General features: G+C 73.1%; 14 protein-coding genes. 9 read left to right on the top strand and 5 right to left on the bottom strand.

Translation table 11 applies throughout. From position 1 onward, the window contains the following. Positions 1-56 precede the first annotated feature (56 nt). Positions 57-668, top strand: coding sequence for a helix-turn-helix domain-containing protein (locus ABT127_RS05500; protein WP_351444850.1), 612 nt, complete (start codon positions 57-59; stop codon positions 666-668). Between the two features lie 10 nt (positions 669-678). Here the strand turns inward: ABT127_RS05500 and ABT127_RS05495 are convergent, their stop codons facing one another. Further along, positions 679-1,548, bottom strand: coding sequence for an SIS domain-containing protein (locus ABT127_RS05495; protein ID WP_351444848.1), 870 nt, complete (start codon positions 1,546-1,548; stop codon positions 679-681). Between the two features lie 141 nt (positions 1,549-1,689). Between ABT127_RS05495 and ABT127_RS05490 the strand changes: the two genes are divergently transcribed. The 3 genes from ABT127_RS05490 (at position 1,690) to ABT127_RS05480 (ending at position 4,290) form a co-directional block, all read left to right on the top strand. After that, positions 1,690-2,100, top strand: coding sequence for an SRPBCC family protein (locus ABT127_RS05490; RefSeq protein WP_351444846.1), 411 nt, complete (start codon positions 1,690-1,692; stop codon positions 2,098-2,100). Between the two features lie 46 nt (positions 2,101-2,146). Beyond that, the gene (locus ABT127_RS05485; RefSeq protein ID WP_351444845.1) at positions 2,147-3,340 is read left to right on the top strand and encodes a damage-control phosphatase ARMT1 family protein; all 1,194 of its coding nucleotides are present in this window, start codon (positions 2,147-2,149) and stop codon (positions 3,338-3,340) included. Positions 3,341-3,420: 80 nt separating this feature from the next. Further along, entirely contained in the window at positions 3,421-4,290 is an 870-nt protein-coding gene (locus ABT127_RS05480; RefSeq protein WP_351444843.1) for a hypothetical protein, read from the top strand. Between the two features lie 46 nt (positions 4,291-4,336). On the opposite strand, the gene lplAB is transcribed toward ABT127_RS05480, so the two are convergent. Next, positions 4,337-5,392: a lipoate-protein ligase LplAB gene (gene lplAB / locus ABT127_RS05475; RefSeq protein ID WP_351444841.1), complete on the bottom strand. Its 1,056-nt coding sequence runs from the start codon at positions 5,390-5,392 to the stop codon at positions 4,337-4,339. A gap of 228 nt (positions 5,393-5,620) precedes the next feature. Here lplAB and ABT127_RS05470 point away from each other — a divergent pair, with 228 nt between their 5' ends. The 5 genes from ABT127_RS05470 (at position 5,621) to ABT127_RS05450 (ending at position 12,337) form a co-directional block, all read left to right on the top strand. After that, a complete protein-coding gene (locus ABT127_RS05470) occupies positions 5,621-6,679 on the top strand; it encodes a LacI family DNA-binding transcriptional regulator (protein ID WP_351444839.1) in 1,059 nt (352 codons plus the stop codon). 137 nt (positions 6,680-6,816) lie between these two features. Further along, on the top strand, positions 6,817-8,130 hold the full coding sequence (locus tag ABT127_RS05465; RefSeq protein WP_351444837.1) for an extracellular solute-binding protein: 1,314 nt from the start codon (positions 6,817-6,819) through the stop codon (positions 8,128-8,130). Positions 8,131-8,136: 6 nt separating this feature from the next. Further along, on the top strand, positions 8,137-9,132 hold the full coding sequence (locus tag ABT127_RS05460; protein WP_351445411.1) for a carbohydrate ABC transporter permease: 996 nt from the start codon (positions 8,137-8,139) through the stop codon (positions 9,130-9,132). A 161-nt stretch (positions 9,133-9,293) separates the two neighbouring features. Further along, the gene (locus ABT127_RS05455; RefSeq protein ID WP_351445409.1) at positions 9,294-10,058 is read left to right on the top strand and encodes a carbohydrate ABC transporter permease; all 765 of its coding nucleotides are present in this window, start codon (positions 9,294-9,296) and stop codon (positions 10,056-10,058) included. 50 nt (positions 10,059-10,108) lie between these two features. Next, complete coding sequence (locus ABT127_RS05450; protein WP_351444835.1) at positions 10,109-12,337, top strand: glycoside hydrolase family 3 N-terminal domain-containing protein; 2,229 nt, start codon at positions 10,109-10,111, stop codon at positions 12,335-12,337. 78 nt (positions 12,338-12,415) lie between these two features. Here ABT127_RS05450 and ABT127_RS05445 read toward each other — a convergent pair whose 3' ends face one another. The 3 genes from ABT127_RS05445 to prcB all read right to left on the bottom strand — a co-directional run bounded on the left by ABT127_RS05445 (position 12,416) and on the right by prcB (position 16,824). After that, positions 12,416-13,204 carry a helix-turn-helix transcriptional regulator gene (locus tag ABT127_RS05445; RefSeq protein WP_351444833.1) on the bottom strand — a complete coding sequence of 263 codons (789 nt, stop codon included), beginning with the start codon at positions 13,202-13,204 and terminating at the stop codon, positions 12,416-12,418. A gap of 245 nt (positions 13,205-13,449) precedes the next feature. Continuing rightward, positions 13,450-15,636, bottom strand: a complete 2,187-nt coding sequence (locus ABT127_RS05440; RefSeq protein WP_351444831.1) for a DEAD/DEAH box helicase — start codon at positions 15,634-15,636, stop codon at positions 13,450-13,452. 360 nt (positions 15,637-15,996) lie between these two features. Next, positions 15,997-16,824, bottom strand: coding sequence for a proteasome subunit beta (gene prcB, locus ABT127_RS05435; protein WP_351444829.1), 828 nt, complete (start codon positions 16,822-16,824; stop codon positions 15,997-15,999). Positions 16,825-16,920: the final 96 nt, after the last annotated feature.

The following is a 16,920-nucleotide window of genomic DNA, read 5'->3' as shown; positions in this document are numbered from 1 at the left end:
CCAGCACATGTTCCCTGTACGGCCCCGGCGTGCAGGCCAGTTGCCGAGGAGAAACGGTGCCCACGGTTCCCACGACGCCCGCCGTCCCCGCCGAGGCGGCCGGTGCCCCGGCGGCGGCCGCGTCCGACGGGGCGCGGGACGCCCTGTCGGTGAACCTCAACAGGCGCCGCCTGGCCGGAGGCTGGAGCCTGCGCGAGCTGTCGGCCGCGACCGGCGTCAGCAAGGGGCTGCTCTCCCAGATCGAGCGCGCCGAGGCCAATCCGACCCTCGACGTGCTCCACCGGATCGCGGCGGCGCTGGGCACCGACCCGGCGGACCTGCTGCGACGTTCCCTGCTGCCCCCGCACATCGTGCGGGCCGGCGAACTCGACGAGCCCGACGGCGAGACGAGCGTGAACCTCCTGTTCGCCGCCCCCGGCCACGGCCGTACGGAGATCTACCGCTCCCGCCTCCACCCGCACTCGCAGAGCCAGCTCAGCTCGCACGGCGCCGGTTCCGTCGAGTACGTGATGGTCGTGTCCGGCCGGGTGGACCTGATCGTCGACGACGTGCGCCACCACCTGGAGGCGGGGGACAGCGCCCGCTTCGACGCCCGCGTCGGCCACTTCTACGCGACGCAGGACGTCCCTGCCGTCACGTACAGCATCGTGGGCCACCCCCTGAGCTGACGCCTCCGGCTCAGGTCGCGGGCCGCGCCACTCCGGCGACCGCGAGCCGCTGCACCCGGACCAGTTCGGCCAGCGGGTCACGGGCGGACGACACCAGCGTGCCGCCGGCCTCGCGCACCGCCTGGGCGAGCTGCTCGGGCACGTCGCCGAACACCCACGTGACCTCGCCCTGTTCCTGCCCCGGCCCGGCGGGCCGCGGGCGGTACTCCGGCTCCTGGTAGGCCTGCGCCCAGGTGCCCGCGTTGTCCCGCATCAGCTGTGCGGCCGCCTCCGCGATGCCGTACGTCCAGCCGGAGCCGAGGAAGGTGAACTGCCGTGCCCCGAGCAGCACTTGGGGCAGTGACTCCTCGATCGCCTCGTAGGCGTCGTCGGTGGCGTCGTCCAGGTTCTCGCCCAGGTGAGCCCGGAGCAGGGCGAGCACGGTGGTGGGAAAGAGGGTGGCGATCGCCTCCCGCGGCTCGTCGGCGAAGTCCAGGCGCAGCGTGTGGTCGGCGATGCCGGGCGCGTCGGGCGAAGCGGTGATCGCGACGCTGGGCACGCTGTCGTGCACCTTGCCGAGCAGCCGCTGCATCACCGGCGCCGTACCGGTGCGGGTGAGGGCCACGATGCGGTCGTACTCACGGCCGTACAGGAACGCCGACGCGCTGAACGCGTCGGTCTCGCCGTGTCCCTCCGCCTCGCGCAGCGCCGCGTACGCCTGGGCCATCGCGTACGACGCCCCGGACCCGACGACCGCGACCCGCTCGCCGCGCCGCGGCAGCACCGCGCGGTGCCGCACGGCCAGCTCGGCGGCGCGCGTCCAGCAGTCGGGCTGCCCCTCGACCCCGTGCGTGATCCCGTGCGCCGCCACGTGCGTGTCCTGGGCACTTTTCCTGTTCATGGCCCCCCCGGGCTGTTCAGCGCAACTCACTCACCTGCGCGTTCTCTCCCAGGACGGTACTCGACGCTTCCCGGGGCGTCCGGCGCGCCCCGGTCCGATTCGTTCAAGAAGACAGCGCGGACGGTCCCTTAGCATCGCCCCATGAACAGCGCCGACAGAACGTCACGCCACCTCGGCGTGCACATCCACCGCACGGCCGACGAGGTCTACGCCTACGCGGCGGACCCGCTGAACCTCCCCGCGTGGGCCCATGGCCTCGGCGCCTCGATCGAGGAGGTCGACGGCCAGTGGGTCGCCGACTCCTCCCCGCTGGGACGGGTCGTCGTGAGCTTCGTGCCGCGCAACGACCTGGGCGTCCTCGATCACCACGTCACGCTGCCGTCCGGGGAGACCTTCCACAACCCGGTCCGGGTGATCCCCGACGGTGACGAGAGCGAGGTCGTCTTCACCCTCCGCCGGCAGCCGGGAACGAGCGACGCCGACTTCGAGCGGGACGCGGACACGGTCGCCGCCGACCTCGATCGCCTCCGCGAGCTGGTGGAGGGCCCGTAGCATCGGCGTTCCACCACCCGCCCAGGACGACGTACGACGAGGCCGCATGCTGCCCGATCCCACCCCCGACGCCCCGGTCGTCGTGAGCGACGAGCCCGGCTCCTTCCCCCGCGGCGTGTTCCTCGATCGGAACCCGGCATTGGTCCGACGGCTGCTCGACGCCTTCCCGTACCCGCCCGAGCAGCGCCGCGCCCTGGACGCGCTGCTGCGCGAGAGCACCGGGGGAGCGATCGGGCCCCTCGCCGCCGACGCGCCCGGGCGGGCGTGGTGGGACGTCTGGGGCGCGCCGGAGCACATCGGCCGGCCCTGGCTCCAGACGCCGTTCCTGTGGGCCGAGAGCTACTTCTACCGCAGACTCCTCGACGCCGTCGGCTACTTCGGCCCGGGGCCGTGGCAGGGCGTCGATCCGTTCCGCCCCTTCAAACTGGCCGAGCTGCACACCGCCGAGGCCGACGCGGAGCGCGCCGCCCTGGACCGGATCGCCGCACGGCCGCTCGACGAACAGGCGGCCGCGCTGCTGCACGGCTCCCTGTGGGGCAACCGCGCCGACCTCGGCTTCCGGATGGGAGCCGGGACGCCGGGCGACGGCGGGACCGAGTCACCGGTGATCGTCGACGACTCCGCCGCCCTGTGGCGGCTGCTGCCCGCCGGGGCCCCGAACACGGTGTACCTGGTCGCCGACAACGCGGGCCGCGAACTCGTCCCCGATCTGCTGCTCGCCGACCACCTGTTGCACCACGGCCGGGCCGCCCGCGTCGTCCTCCACGTCAAGCCGTACCCGTACTACGTCTCCGACGCCACGACCGCCGACGTCCTCGACGCGCTGCGCCATCTGACCGCGGTCGAGGCCCACACCGCGGCGCACGCGGCGGGCACCCGGCTCTGGACGGCGATGCGCGACGGGGTGCTCGAGGTGCGCGCCCACCCGTTCTCCTGCGCGCCGCTGCCCTACGCGGACATGCCCGACGACCTGCGGGCCGACTTCGCCCGCGCGACCGTCACCCTCTTCAAGGGAGATCTCAACTACCGCCGCCTGGTGGGCGACCGGCTCTGGCCCCCGACCACGCCGTTCGCCGGGCGCACCGCGTACTTCCCCGGTCCGGTGGCCGCGCTGCGCACCCTGAAGTCGCAGGTGATCGTGGGGCTCGACGCGGATGCGGAGCGGGCGCTCGACGCGGCGGCCCCGGACGGCGCCTGGCGCACCGCGGGGACGCACGCCGTGATCCAGGTCCGCCCGTGACGGGCTGAACGTTCCGGCTCCCTCCCGCGTCCCAGGGCGGGACGGCGCACCGGGCGCCGTGCGGGGAGGGTGGTACGACGATGCGCAATGCACTGCGCCGGGCGGTTCCGGCCGCCGTCGGCCTGCTGGCGCTCACGGCGTGCGGCACCGAGGTGCCCGACGGGCTGATCGTGGCGAAGCCGGCGGCGCCCGCGACGCCGTACAGCGGTCCGCTGAAGGCGAAGACACCCGAACGGGTCGGCGAGGACAGCCCCCTGGAGGGCGGCGGCGCGGCCCTGCTGACACTGGAGTGCACGGGCCGACCCCACGAGGCGGGGGCGTTCGCCGACGAGGGGTCGGGTGACGACGGGGCCGGATCGGCGGCCGAGGCCCTGGCCCGGCAGGCGGCGGACGGCTTCTACGAGATGCCCGACCGCGGCTACCGGGTGGAGGCTCGCAGCGGGCACCGCGTCCTGTACTCGTACGACGTCGCGGGCCGCACCCGGGCGGCCGTGATCGTGGCCGAGGACCGGCGCGGCTGGTTCGCGGAGACGCACGCGGCGTGCGACCCGTCGGAGTACCGGGCCCGCGAGCGGGCGCGGCTGTCGGTCATGGTGTGGCAGGACACGCGGGGGAGGGCCGTGTCCACCGCGAAGGTCGTCGGCTGGATGGGCGCCGAGCACTGCGACTGGCAGTCCGTGGAGTTCCTGACCCTCGGCCGCGGCGACGACGGGCGCCTGCGCGGACGGCAGTTCCTTCGTGACCCCGAGCGGAAACTGGCCGATCTCGACGGACTGACGACGACGTACGCGAATGACGTGCCGCTGCCCGCCGACGCCGTCGACACCGGCTACCGCCACGACGGCCGGGAACTGTGGCTGGCACCGGACAAGTCGCGGGCGTACGTGCGCGACGCCGACGGCGCCGTGGAGCGCTGGCCGGGGAGGGACGAGCCGGTGGGTTGCATGTAGCGGGTCGCGTACCCGCTCGTTCATCTCCCGCCCGGGGCGGCAGGCGCTACGGCACCCGCGCGGTCCACTCCGGGGTGCCGAACTTCGTGCGCACCAGTTCCTCGGCCCGCGCCAGCTCGGCCCCGGTGACCTCGCCGTCGGTCAGCCCGTACCGCCCCCGGAACGAGTCGATCATGCGGGCGATGACCTCCTCGCGCGGCAGCCCGGTCTGCCGGCGCAGGGGGTCGACGCGCTTCTTGGCGCTCTTCGTGCCCTTGTCGGAGAGCTTCTCGCGGCCGATGCGCAGCACCTCGACCATCTTGTCGGCGTCGATGTCGTAGGACATGGTCACGTGGTGCAGCACCGCGCCCTGCCCGGCGGCCACCCGCTTCTGCGCGGCGCCCGCGACCTTGCCGACGTCCGTCGCGATGTCGTTCAGCGGCTGGTACCAGGCCTTGATGCCCATGTCGGCGAGTGCGCCGAGCACCCAGTCGTCGAGATAGGCGTAACTGTCCTGGAAGGAGAGCCCGGAGACCAGCGACTCGGGCACGGCCAGCGAGTACGTGATCGTGGACGTAGGCTCGGCGAACATCGCGCCGCCGCCCGAGATCCGGCGCACGACGTCCACCCCGTGCCGCGCCACACCCTCCTGGTCCACCTCGTTGCGCAGCGACTGGAAACTGCCGATGATCACCGCCGGGCGGTCCCACTCCCAGACCCGCAGCGTCGGCGGACGGTGCCCGAGCGCGACCTGCTCGACCATCACCTCGTCCAGGGCCATGTGCAGCACGGGGGACTGCGGGGCGTCGTGGATCAGCTGCCAGTCGAAGTCCCGCCAGTCCGTGGCGCGGGCGAGCGCGCGCCGCACGGCGGTGGCGACACCCTCGGTGGTCAGGCCGAGCATGACCGTCCCGGCGGGCAGCGCCGCGTCGATCCGGGCGGCCAGCGCCGCCGTGTCCGCGTCGGCCGGGGCGCCGGTCAGCGCGGCGTCGATCGCGGGCAGCGCCTCGTCGGGCTCCAGGAAGAAGTCGCCGGCGACCCGCACCTCGCTCAGGACACCGTCGGCCACCTCCACATCGACCACGACCAGCTTGCCGCCGGGGATCTTGTACTCGCCGTGCACTGTGGGCCGCCTTCCGCCGCGGGACGTTCCGATATCGGCCGATGCCAATATCGGCCAACGCTAACCGGAAGCCGGACATTCCGGCGTCGGCACACTGGCCGAGAACTTTTGGAACACTTCCGGTAGCGTCGTCGCCGTGTGCAGCCGCCCGTCCGCCGCGTGTCCTACGGTTCTCCGCAAGGCGCCCGGAGCCTCTTCCGGGCGGAGTTGTCGACGGAGGTGGGGAACGTGGCCGGGGAAGGCGCTCAGCGCAGGACAGCCACGCGGCGCCCGGACGGGCCGGCCAAGGTGACGATCACCGACATCGCACGGGAGGCCGGGGTGTCCGTGCCCACCGTCTCCCGTGTCGTGAACGGACGTTCCGACGTCTCGCCCGCCACCCGGGCCCGCGTCGAGGACCTGCTGCACCGGCACGGCTACCGGCGCCGCCCGCCCGCGCCCGGCGACCGCGCGGCCCTGCTCGACCTGGTCTTCAACGACCTGGACAGCCCCTGGGCCGTCGAGATCATCCGGGGCGTGGAGGAGGTCGCGCACGAGCAGGGCGTGGGCACGGTCGTCTCCGCGATCCACGACCGGGCGGGCGACGCGCGCCAGTGGATGACCAATCTGCGGGCCCGCGCCTCGGACGGCGTGATCCTCGTGACGTCCGTGCTCGAACCGGGACTGCACGACGAACTGCGGCGCCTGGGTGTGCCGTTGGTGGTCATCGACCCGGCCGGGTCGCCCACCTCGGAGATGCCGACGATCGGCGCGACCAACTGGGCGGGCGGCATGGCCGCGACCGAGCATCTGCTGGCGCTCGGGCACCGCAGGATCGGCTTCATCGCGGGCCCGCCGCGGCTGCTGTGCTCACGGGCCAGGCTCGACGGCTACCGCGCCGCGCTCGACGTCGCGGGCGTACCGGTGGACGACGAACTGATCGTGCCCGGCGACTTCTACCACGAGTCCGGGTTCACCGGCGCCGACCACCTCCTCGGCCTGGCCGACCCGCCCACCGCGGTCTTCGCGTCCAGCGACCAGATGGCGCTCGGCGCGATCGAGGCGCTGCGCCGGCGCGGTCTGCGCGTGCCCGAGGACCTGAGCGTCGTCGGCTTCGACGACCTGCCGGAGGTCCGCTGGTGCTCGCCGCCGCTCACCACGGTCCGCCAACCCCTCTCCGACATGGGCAAGCTGGCGGCCCGCGCGGTGCTCGACCTGGCGCGCTCCGTCGAACCCGCCTCGCCGCGCGTGGAACTGGCGACGGAACTCGTGGTCAGGGCCAGCACGGCGGCCCCGCGCGCCACTTGAGGCGCCGCCCTCCGTGGCGAGGGACTCCGGGGGTGTCAACGGCCCTTTTCGTCAAGGGCGTTGACACCCCCGTCGCATGCCCGTAACTTCCGTGGCCATCTCCCGATAATTTTCGGATCGCTTCCGGAAGGTGTGCCATGCCAGCCACTGCTCCGTCGTCCTCGTCCTCGTTCTCCCGCCGCCGGTTCCTCGGCGTGGTCTCCGTCGCCGGACTGGGCACGGCCGTGCTCACGGCCTGCGGGGGCTCCGACTCCGGCGGCACCGACAGCCAGGGCCGGACCGTCTTCGAGTGGTGGCACATCCAGACCAACGACCCCGGCAAGAGCCTGTGGGCCGCGCAGGCCAAGGCGTTCGAGAAGGCGCACCCCAAGGTCAGGATCAAGGTCGTGACCCTGGAGAACGACGCCTTCAAGTCGAAGATGACGGCCCTGGTCAGCTCCGGCAAGCTGCCCGACCTGTACAACACCTGGGGCGGCGGGGTGCTCAAGCAGCAGATCGACGCCGGTCTCACCGAGGACGTCACCGACCAGGTCAAGGACTGGATCGACGAACTCGTGCCCGCCGCGCGGGCGGCCTACGAGTTCGACGGCAGGACGTACGCCGTCCCGAACGACATCGGCGCCGTCGGCTTCTGGTACAACAAGGCGCTCTTCGAGAAGGCGAAGATCGACGGCCCGCCCGGGACCTGGACCGAGTTCCTCGACGCCGTGCGCAGGCTGAAGACCGCGGGCGTCACCCCGATCGCCCTCGCCGGCAAGGAGAAGTGGCCCGGCATGTACTACTGGGCCTATCTGGCGATCCGGATCGCCGGGATCGACGGCATGCAGAAGGCCGCCGACGCCAAGGACTTCACCGGCGACGACTTCGTGAAGGCAGGCGAACACCTCGAGGAACTGGCCGAACTGAAGCCGTTCCAGAAGGGGTTCCTCGGCGCCGCGTACGCGGGCCCGACCGGCCAGGCCGCCACCATGGGAAACGCCCGGGCGGCGATGGAGCTGATGGGCCAGTGGGCCCCCAGTACGCAGGAGGCCGAGGGCAAGGGCATCGGCGACGACCTCGGCTTCTTCCCGTTCCCGTCGGTCGACGGCGGCAAGGGGAAGGCCACCGACGTGTTCGGCGGAGGCGGCGGCTACGCGCTGCGCAAGGGCGGCCCGAAGGAGGCCGTCGACTTCCTGAAGTTCTTCGTCAGCGCCGGCACCAACCGCGAGCTGGTCAAGGGCGCCGGAGTGATCCCGGTGAACAAGGCCGCCCAGGACGCCCTCACCGACCCCAACCTCAAGGCCGTCTCCGACCTGCTGAACGCCGCCACCGGCTTCCAGCTCTATCTCGACCAGGCCTACCCGCCGGCCGTCGGCCAGGAGGTCAACGACTCGGTGGCCGCCCTCATCGCGGGCTCCAGATCCCCGGAGCAGGTGACCCGCTCCATCACCCAGGTCGCCAAGAGCCAGTAGATGACGATGACTTCCTCGTCCCGCACCGAGGGCCCGCGCCCCGCCGTGAGCAAGGTGCCGCCGGCCGGTCAGGAGGGGAACCGGCGGCCCCTGGCCCGGCGGGCGCGCGACTGGCTGACCGCCTTCCTGTTCACCGTCCCCGGCCTGATCCTCTTCGCCGTCTTCGTGATGCTCCCGATCCTGTACGCGGGATACGTCTCCCTGTTCAACTGGGGCGGATTCGGCTCGCCCTCGGACTTCGCGGGCCTGGGCAACTTCAGCCGCCTCTTCCAGGACCCGGTCTTCCTCGGCGACCTGTGGCGCGGACTGCTGCTGGTCCTGCTCTCGCTCGGCCTGCAACTGCCGTTCGCGCTCGCCATGGCCGTGCTCCTCAACCAGAAGCTGCGCGGCCGCGCCGTCTACCGGATGCTGTTCTTCGCCCCCTACGTGCTGTCGGAGGTCATCACCGGCGTCCTGTTCAGCATGATCTTCGCGCCGGACAGCGGACTCGCCGACAAGGTGCTCGGCACGATCGGCCTCGACGGCGTCGGCGGGCTGTGGTTCTCCGGCCAGAACACCGTCATGGCCACCCTCTTCCTGGTCATGACCTGGAAGTACTTCGGCTTCCACATGATGCTCTACCTGGCCGGACTGCAAGGCGTCCCGCCCGAACTCACCGAGGCTGCCCGCATCGACGGCGCGAACGCCTGGCAGCGCTTCCGCAACGTCACCCTGCCGCTGCTCGGTCCCACGCTCAGGATGAGCGTCTTCCTGTCGGTGATCGGCGCGATCCAGCTCTTCGACCTGGTGTGGGTCGCCACCCAGGGCGGGCCCGACCACCACTCCGAGACGATGGCGGTCACCATGTTCCAGTACGGCTTCAAGCGCTACCAGATGGGTTACGCCAGCGCGATCTCCCTCGTCATGTTCCTCATCAGCCTCGTCTTCGCGGTCTTCTACCAGCGCTATGTGCTGCGCCGCGACACCGAAGGAGCCCTCACGAACATGCGAGGTGCCCGATGACGACAGAGACGGGTAAAACGCCACAGACGCCACAGGTGACGCAGGCGACGCAGCCGACACGGTCGGCCCCCGGGATCACACTCACCGCACGGGCCGCCGCGCGGCGGCGCAGGCTGCGCTCGGTCCCGCTCTACGTGACCGTGTGGGTGATCGGCGTCGTCATGATCACGCCGCTGCTCTACGCGCTTGTCTCCGGGTTCAAGTCCACCGACCAGCTCTCCGGGAACACCTTCGGCCTGCCCTCGCCGTGGGTGGTCCACAACTACACGTCGATCCTCGAGGACCGCGCGTTCTGGCGGGCACTCGGTTCGTCGACGCTGATCGCCGTCGGCACGACGGCCCTGACGGTCGCCGTGGCGGCCCTCGCCGCGTTCGCCCTCGCCCGGTTCGTCTTCCGCGGGCGCGAGTTCCTCTTCACGCTGTTCACCGTCGGCCTGATGTTCCCGTTCGCCGTCGCGATCCTGCCGCTGTTCGTGCTGCTGCGCACCTTCGGGCTGCTCGACAACCCGTGGGGCGTGATCCTGCCGCAGGCCGCGTTCGGCCTGCCCATGACCATCGTCATTCTGCGCAACTTCTTCCGGGAGATCCCCGGCGAACTGGAGGAGGCGGCCACCCTCGACGGCTGCTCGGCGTTGGGCTTCTTCTGGCGGATCCTGCTGCCGATGGCCCGGCCGGCGCTCGGCACCGTCTCCGTCCTGGCCGTGGTGACCAGCTGGAACAACTTCCTGCTGCCGCTGCTGGTGTTCAGCGAACCCACCTGGTGGACGATCCCCGTCGGCGTCCAGCAGTTCCAGGGCCAGTACTCGGCCGACACCGCCCGCGTCTTCGCCTACCTCGTCCTGTCCATGGTGCCCGCGCTCGCCTTCTACGCCGTCGCCGAACGGCAGTTGATCGGCGGCATCACGATGGGCGCGACCAAGGGCTGACCCCCGCCGCAGGCCGCCGCTTTCCGCACATCCCGTACCTGAGGAGTTCCATGGTCGAGCCCTGGCAGGACACCGCACTGCCCGCCCACGTCCGGGCGGCGGACCTGCTCGCCCGGATGACCCCCGAGGAGAAGGCCGCCCAGCTGTCCAGCGTGTGGCTCGGCACCGAACCGGACGGCGACGCCGTCGAGGTCGCCCCCGGACAGCACGCCTACGCCGACCGCAGCGCGGCCCTCGACGGTCTCCTGCCGTACGGGCTCGGGCATCTGACCCGCCCCTTCGGCACCGTGCCCGTCGAACCGGCCGAGGGCGCCGCCCGGCTCGCCGCGCTCCAGCGCACGATCCGCGCGGGGAACCGCTTCGCCCTGCCCGCCCTCGCCCACGAGGAATGCCTCACCGGATTCACCGCCTGGCGGGCGACCGTCTTCCCGACCCCGCTGGCGTGGGGCGCCACCTTCGATCCCGCCCTGGTCACCGACATGGCGCAGGCGATCGGTACGTCGATGCGCGCGGTCGGTGTCCACCAGGGGCTCGCCCCCGTCCTCGACGTCGTCCGGGATCCGCGCTGGGGCCGCACCGAGGAGTCCATCGGCGAGGACCCCTACCTCGTCGGCACCATCGGCACCGCCTACGTCCGCGGTCTGGAGGCCGCCGGCATCGTCGCCACCCTCAAGCACTTCGCCGCCTACTCGGCCTCGCGCGCCGCCCGCAACCACGCGCCCGCGTCGGTCGGACCCCGCGAGCTCGCCGACGTCCTGCTGCCGCCGTTCGAGATGGCGGTCCGTGACGGCGGCGCCCGGTCCGTGATGCCCGCCTACAACGACATCGACGGCGTCCCCGGCCACGCCAACACCGAGCTGCTCACCCAACTCCTGCGCGAGACCTGGGGGTTCACCGGCACGGTGGTCTCCGACTACTTCGGCCTGTCGTTCCTCGAGTCCGCGCACCGCGTCGCGGAGTCGGCGTCGGACGCCGCCCGGCTCGCCCTCACGGCCGGTGTGGACGTGGAACTGCCCGCCGCCCGCTGCGTCGACATCAGCGACCGGCCCGCCGACGCGCTCCTCGACCGGGCCGCGCTGCGTGTCCTGACCCAGAAGTGCGAACTCGGCCTGCTCGACCCGGACTGGGAACCGGTCTCCGGCGACACCCCCGTCGACCTCGACCCGCCGCACATGCGGGACATCGCCCGGCGCCTCGCCGAGGAGTCGGTGGTGCTGCTCGCCAACGACTCCGGGATCCTGCCGCTGCCCAGCACCCCGCGCCTCGCCGTCGTCGGCCCGCTCGCCGACGAGCAGGCGGCGATGCTCGGCTGCTACACGTTCCCCCGCCACGTCGGCGTCCACCACCCCGAACTTCCGGCGGGTGTCGCAGTTTTGACCCTCGCCGAGGCGTTGCGCGCGGAGCTGCCCGGCGCCGAGTTCGTCGCCGATCCGGCGGACGCGGACATCTGCCTCGCCGTGGTCGGCGACCGGTCGGGGCTGTTCGGGCGCGGCTCCTCGGGGGAGGGCTGCGACGCGGCCGACCTCGAACTCCCCTACGGTCAGGGGGAGATCATCGATGACGCGCTGGCCTCAGGGACACCCACGGTCGTCGTCGTGCTCAGCGGCCGGCCCTACGCGCTCGGGCGCTGGGCGGACCGGGCCGCCGCCGTCGTGCAGGCGTTCTTCCCCGGTCAGGAGGGCGGCGCCGCCGTCGCCGGTGTGCTGAGCGGTCGCGTCGACCCGTCCGGACGGCTCCCCGTCGGCGTACCGCGCCGTCCCGGCGGGCAGCCCGCCCCGTATCTGGCACCGCCGCTCGGCCGGCACGGCGATCCCAGCACCGTGGACCCGACACCGCTGCACCCCTTCGGCCACGGTCTGTCGTACACGACGTTCAGCTGGGACGCGCCGCACTGCGACAGCCCCGAACTCGCCACCGACGGCGAGACGACGCTCCGGCTCACCGTCCGCAACACCGGCGACCGGCCCGGCACCGAGGTCGTCCAGCTCTACCTGCACGACCCCGTGGGCACCGTCGCCCGCCCCGAGGTGCGGCTCGTCGGCTATGCCCGGGTGCCGCTCGACGCCGGGGCGAGCGCCGAGGTCCGGGCCACCTTCCCGGCCGACCTCGCCGCGTACACCGGCGCCGACGGCCGCCGCACCGTCGAACCCGGCGCCCTCGAACTGCGTATCGCCGCCTCCGCCGAACACGTCCACCACACGGTGCCGCTCACCCTGACGGGTCCCGTGCGCGAGGTGGGGCACGACCGCCGGATGCGGTGCGAGATGCGCGTCAAGTAGCACCGGTTCCCTCGTGCCCGTCCGCCAGGCGCGCCACCGTCGTGGCTGGTCGCGACGGCAAACCGGAAATCTCCCCGATCAACGGGGCGCCGGGCTCTGGATGAGATGCGCCGCGTGATGCACGATCAACTGCAGCCCGCCGGGCAGCCGTGACGTCGTCACCAGGACCGACGCCTCGCCGTACAGCGGATGCCGCAACCGCCGCGCCGACGCCTCGGCCGGCAGCCGGGGTGAGCGCGAGCGCCAGAGCCTCGCCCCCAACGGATCGGCGGTGATCCGGCCCGCGAGCGCCTGCAAGGGGGCGTCGGCCGGGATCTGGGCGAGGGCCCCGCGGACCCGGGCGACGGCGTCCGCGCGGACCTCGTCGATGTCGGCGAACCGCCGCTCCGCGCCGTCGGTGAGCGTCCACAGCACGAGATTGCGGTCCCCGTCCGGCGCCTCGGCCGGGTCGGTGAGGAGCCGCGCCACCGACGCGTTCGCCGCCAGCACGTTCCACGCGTGGTCCGTGATCAGCGCCGGGTTGGGCTCCATCAGGTCGATGTGGGCCAGCTCCTCGATGCTGGGTCGGCGCCGCTCCACGAGGTCGTACGCGGTGACGTCCGGGTCCGCCGCGAGCAGCAGGAAGGTTTCGCGCGGCTGCCCGGTCAGACCGAGACCGCCCGCCACGCGCTTGAGGCCGCCGAGGTCGATGCCGTGCCCCGCACCCCGCTCCAGCGCGGTGTAGCGGTGCTCCGCCAGGCCCGTGGCGCGAGCCGCCTGCTCCACGGTCAGCCCCAGGGCCTGTCTCCTGCGTGTCAACAGACCGCTCAGCTGCGCGTCGTGCGGGTCGTCACGGTGCGTGACCCCGTGCCCCCGGTCGGATCCCATGGTCTCCCCCTCGTCGGCCCTGCCGTACGGGCAGGTGGTGCGGATGCGGACATGGGTGATGATGCGGACCGACGGCGCCCCGGTTCACCATCACGGGCAGTTATCACTCGTAAGAGGTGCCGGAGGCATGGTCGTTCGGGGAACGGGGCGTGAACTGGGTCGTCGCCCGCGGGTGCCGGTGCGCCGGAGCGCGCGGCGTCTCGCGGGCGACAGCGGAGCGTGAGCGGACGCCGCGCCCGCGACGGCTAGGTCTCGTCGCGCACGCCGAGGCGGGCCCGTTCCTCCGCCACGATCCGCCGGGCCAGCTCCGCGTCCGACACGTCGAACGCGTCCGGGCTCGCCTCCGCCGTGGCGCTGCGCCGGGCGTACGCGTCGAACAGCCGGTCCTTGGTGGTGAGGATCCGCACCATGCGCTCGTCGACACCGCCCGGCGCGAGCAGCCGGTGCACCCGCACCGAGCGGACCTGGCCGATCCGGTGCGCCCGTGCGACGGCCTGGTGCTCCAGGGTCGGCTTGATCTGCGGCTCGCACAGGATCACCACGGACGCGGCCTGGATGTTGAGCCCGATCCCCGCCGCCTGGATCTGCGCCACCAGCACGGCGGGCCCGGGCGCGGCCGAGAACGCGTCGACGAGCGCCTGCCGGCGCGCGGGCGGCACGCCTCCGGTCAGCGGGCCGAACACCGGTCCGCCGCCGGGGGGTTCGGCGCCCTCGGCGTCGTTGTCGGCCTCCAGGGCGTCGTGCACCGCGTCCAGCACATCGCGGAAGTAGGAGAACACCACCACCTTGGCGCCGTTCTCACCCGCCTCCCGCACGAGCTCGCGCAGCCGCTGGAGCTTGGCGGACCCCTCGGGGCGGGCGTAGGCGGCGCGGCGCATCGCCATGAAGTTCCCCGCGGCCACGGCCTCGCGGTAGGCCCGCGCGTCCGACGCGCTCAGCTCCTCCCACTCGTCGGTGTGCTGGAGGCTGGGCAGCTCGGTCAGGACGTCGTCCTGGTTGCGGCGCAGATAGACGGGGGCGACCGCGGTGCGGAAGGCCACCGAACCGGAGAGCCCGGCCTCCGTGTCGAGCCGGTCCGCGAGCCCGGGGTCCAGCATCCGCACCAGGCTGCGGAACTCCGTGACCCGGTTCTCCATCGGGGTGCCGGTCATCAGCAGGACCCGCTCGCAGCGCGCCGCCCACCCGGCGACCGCCTGCGCGCGCAGGGTCCGCGGGTTCTTCACGGCGTGCGCCTCGTCGACGACCAGCATGCCGAGCTCGCCGCCGCCGGGCACGGGGAATCCGCGCAGGGCGTCGAAGGTGGTGACGGCGACACCGCCGCGCCCCTTCCAGTCGGCGAACGCGTCCTGCCGTCCCGGCCCGTGCAGCGGGACGGCGCGCAGCCGGCTGCGCGTCTCGATCTCCCGCGTCCAGTTGACCAGGACCCCGGCCGGGCACACCACCATGAAGTGGCTCTGCCCCTCGGCGGCGAGATGGGTGAGCACGGCGAGTGCCTGCACGGTCTTGCCCAGGCCCATCTCGTCGCCGAGGACCACCCGGCGCCGGGCCAGCACGAAGCGCGCGCCGAACGTCTGGTAGCCGCGCAGCGACACCCGGAGCCCGGTGTCGGTGAGCTGCTGCGTGCGCACCTCGTCGGCGATGCCGGCGGGCAGGAACCCCTCGGCGGCGGCTGTGTCGGGGGCCTGCCCGGCGATCTCCCCGAGCACCCCGTAGTACTCGGCGGCGCGCAGCTCGAAGTCGACCCAGGCGGCCGCCTCGGACGCGGGCCCGCGCAGCAGGTCCACGGACGCCTGGGCCAGCAGCTCACCGGTGCCCGCCCGCGCCGCCTCCTCGGTGGTCCCGCGCACCTCGGCCACGGCCGCCAGCGCCCGGGTCCGCCCGTCCCGTCCGGCGACCAGCATCCGCAGCCGGCCGGCGACGGGCCGCGCCGTCTCCAGGAGCGGGCCGAGCCGCCGGGCGAGGGCGCCGGCCTCGGTCACGGCCCGCCGCCCGTCCGGGCCCGCCGCCACCAGGACGTGCAGGGCGGCGACGAGCGCCGTCGTGCGCGGTTCGGGCCGGTCCACGTCGATGTGCACGGCGGCGCTCTCGCGCACGGCGTCCGCGAGGCGCCGCGCCGCGCCGAGGAGATGGACGGACGTCACGCGTCCCACGCCGGGGATCTGCTGGAGCCGTCCGGGCCCGGCGTCGAGCACCTGCCGGACCGTGCGCAGCCCGCTCGCCTCGACGGGGTCGAGGCGCAGCCTGCCCTCGGTCGCCTCCTGGAGCCGGGACACCGGCATCGCGTCGAGCGTCTGCGTCACTTCGTCGTCGAGGAGCGGCGCCAGCGCCTCCCGCGCGGCCCGCACCGCCCGCTCGTGATCGTCCAGCAGCGACCGCGCCGCCGCGTGCAGCCGCACACCACCCGCGACAACCTCCCGTTCCGCGCGCCCCATCCGCCCCGGCTCCTCTCCCTCGGCCCCGCATCCTCTCACCGGGCTGCACGGACCGGGGCGGCCCGGACGTCGGCCTTGTGCCCGATCGACCGACCGCATGCCGCCGGGCGTCGGAGTCGTCCCGCGCGCGACTGGGGCGACGGCGGTCCTGCCCGTCGCCCCGGACGAAGCGGCCCGGTGAGGGAAGTGATCGCCGAAGCCGCCGTCGCACGCGCGGGCACGTACGCGCCCCGAAACGGGAACCGCTCGGGCGGCCGGCCGAAGACCGGCGTACACCCCGCCCCTGGCCAGGAGCTCGGAATGGATGCCGGTCCCCGCGATTCCGCAGGGGAGTTGCGCGCATCGGCCCGCCGCCCCCGTTCAGAGCAGCGGCGCCCTCGGACCTTCCGGCGCCCCCGACCGGGCCGCCACGACCGACGCCGCCACGGCGCGCACCTCCGCCTCCGGCACCTGCCGGTAGCCCTCCTCGGTGACCAGGGCGACCGACGGATAGATGTGCCGGCTCAGATCGGGGCCACCGGTCGCCGAGTCGTCGTCCGCAGCGTCGTACAGCGCCTGGACGGCCACCGTCGTGGCGTCCGCCGCGGACAGACCCGGCCGGTACAGCTTCTTCAACGCCCCGCGCGCATAAGGGGATCCGGACCCGTCCGAGTGGAAGCCGACCGCCTCGTACGGGCCGCCGGTGACATCGAAACTGAAGACGCGGCCCACCCCCCGTGCCGTGTCGTACCCGGCGAGCAACGGGACCACGACCAGGCCCTGCATCGCCTCCGCGAGATGGTCGCGGATCATCGCGGCCAGCCGCTGCGCCTTGCCGTTGAGGGTGAGCGAGCGGCGCTCCAGCTTCTCGTAGTGCGCGAGTTCCAGCTGGAAGAGCCGGACGAGTTCCTTGGCGAGTCCGACCGTCCCGGCGAACGCCACCGCCGTGTGGTCGTCCGCCCGGCTCACCTTCTCCAGGTCGCGCTGGGCGATGACGTTGCCCATGGTGGCCCGGCGGTCACCGGCCATCAGGACGCCGCCGTCGAAGGTCAGCGCGAGCACGGTGGTGCCGTGCGGCACGTCGTGCACCGGTCCCGTGCCGCGGTTCCACGGCAGGGTGTGCGGGGCGACGTGCTCGACGAAGCGGGTGAACGACGAGGTGCTGCTGTCCAGGAACATGGACGGCAGGCCGCGCGGATGCTCGGTCATGGGTGCTCGCCTTCTCTCGGATCCCCGGCCGGGGCGTGCGTGTGCTCCGTACGCCTATCTGTCCCGCAACCCGCCGCCCGGAACCCCTCTTCGCGT

The sequence above is a fragment of the Streptomyces sp. NPDC001904 genome, from assembly GCF_040297005.1.
Classification (GTDB): domain Bacteria; phylum Actinomycetota; class Actinomycetes; order Streptomycetales; family Streptomycetaceae; genus Streptomyces.
The sequence above is the reverse complement of the archived record's forward strand: the minus strand, read 5'-3'. Positions and strand labels throughout refer to the sequence as shown.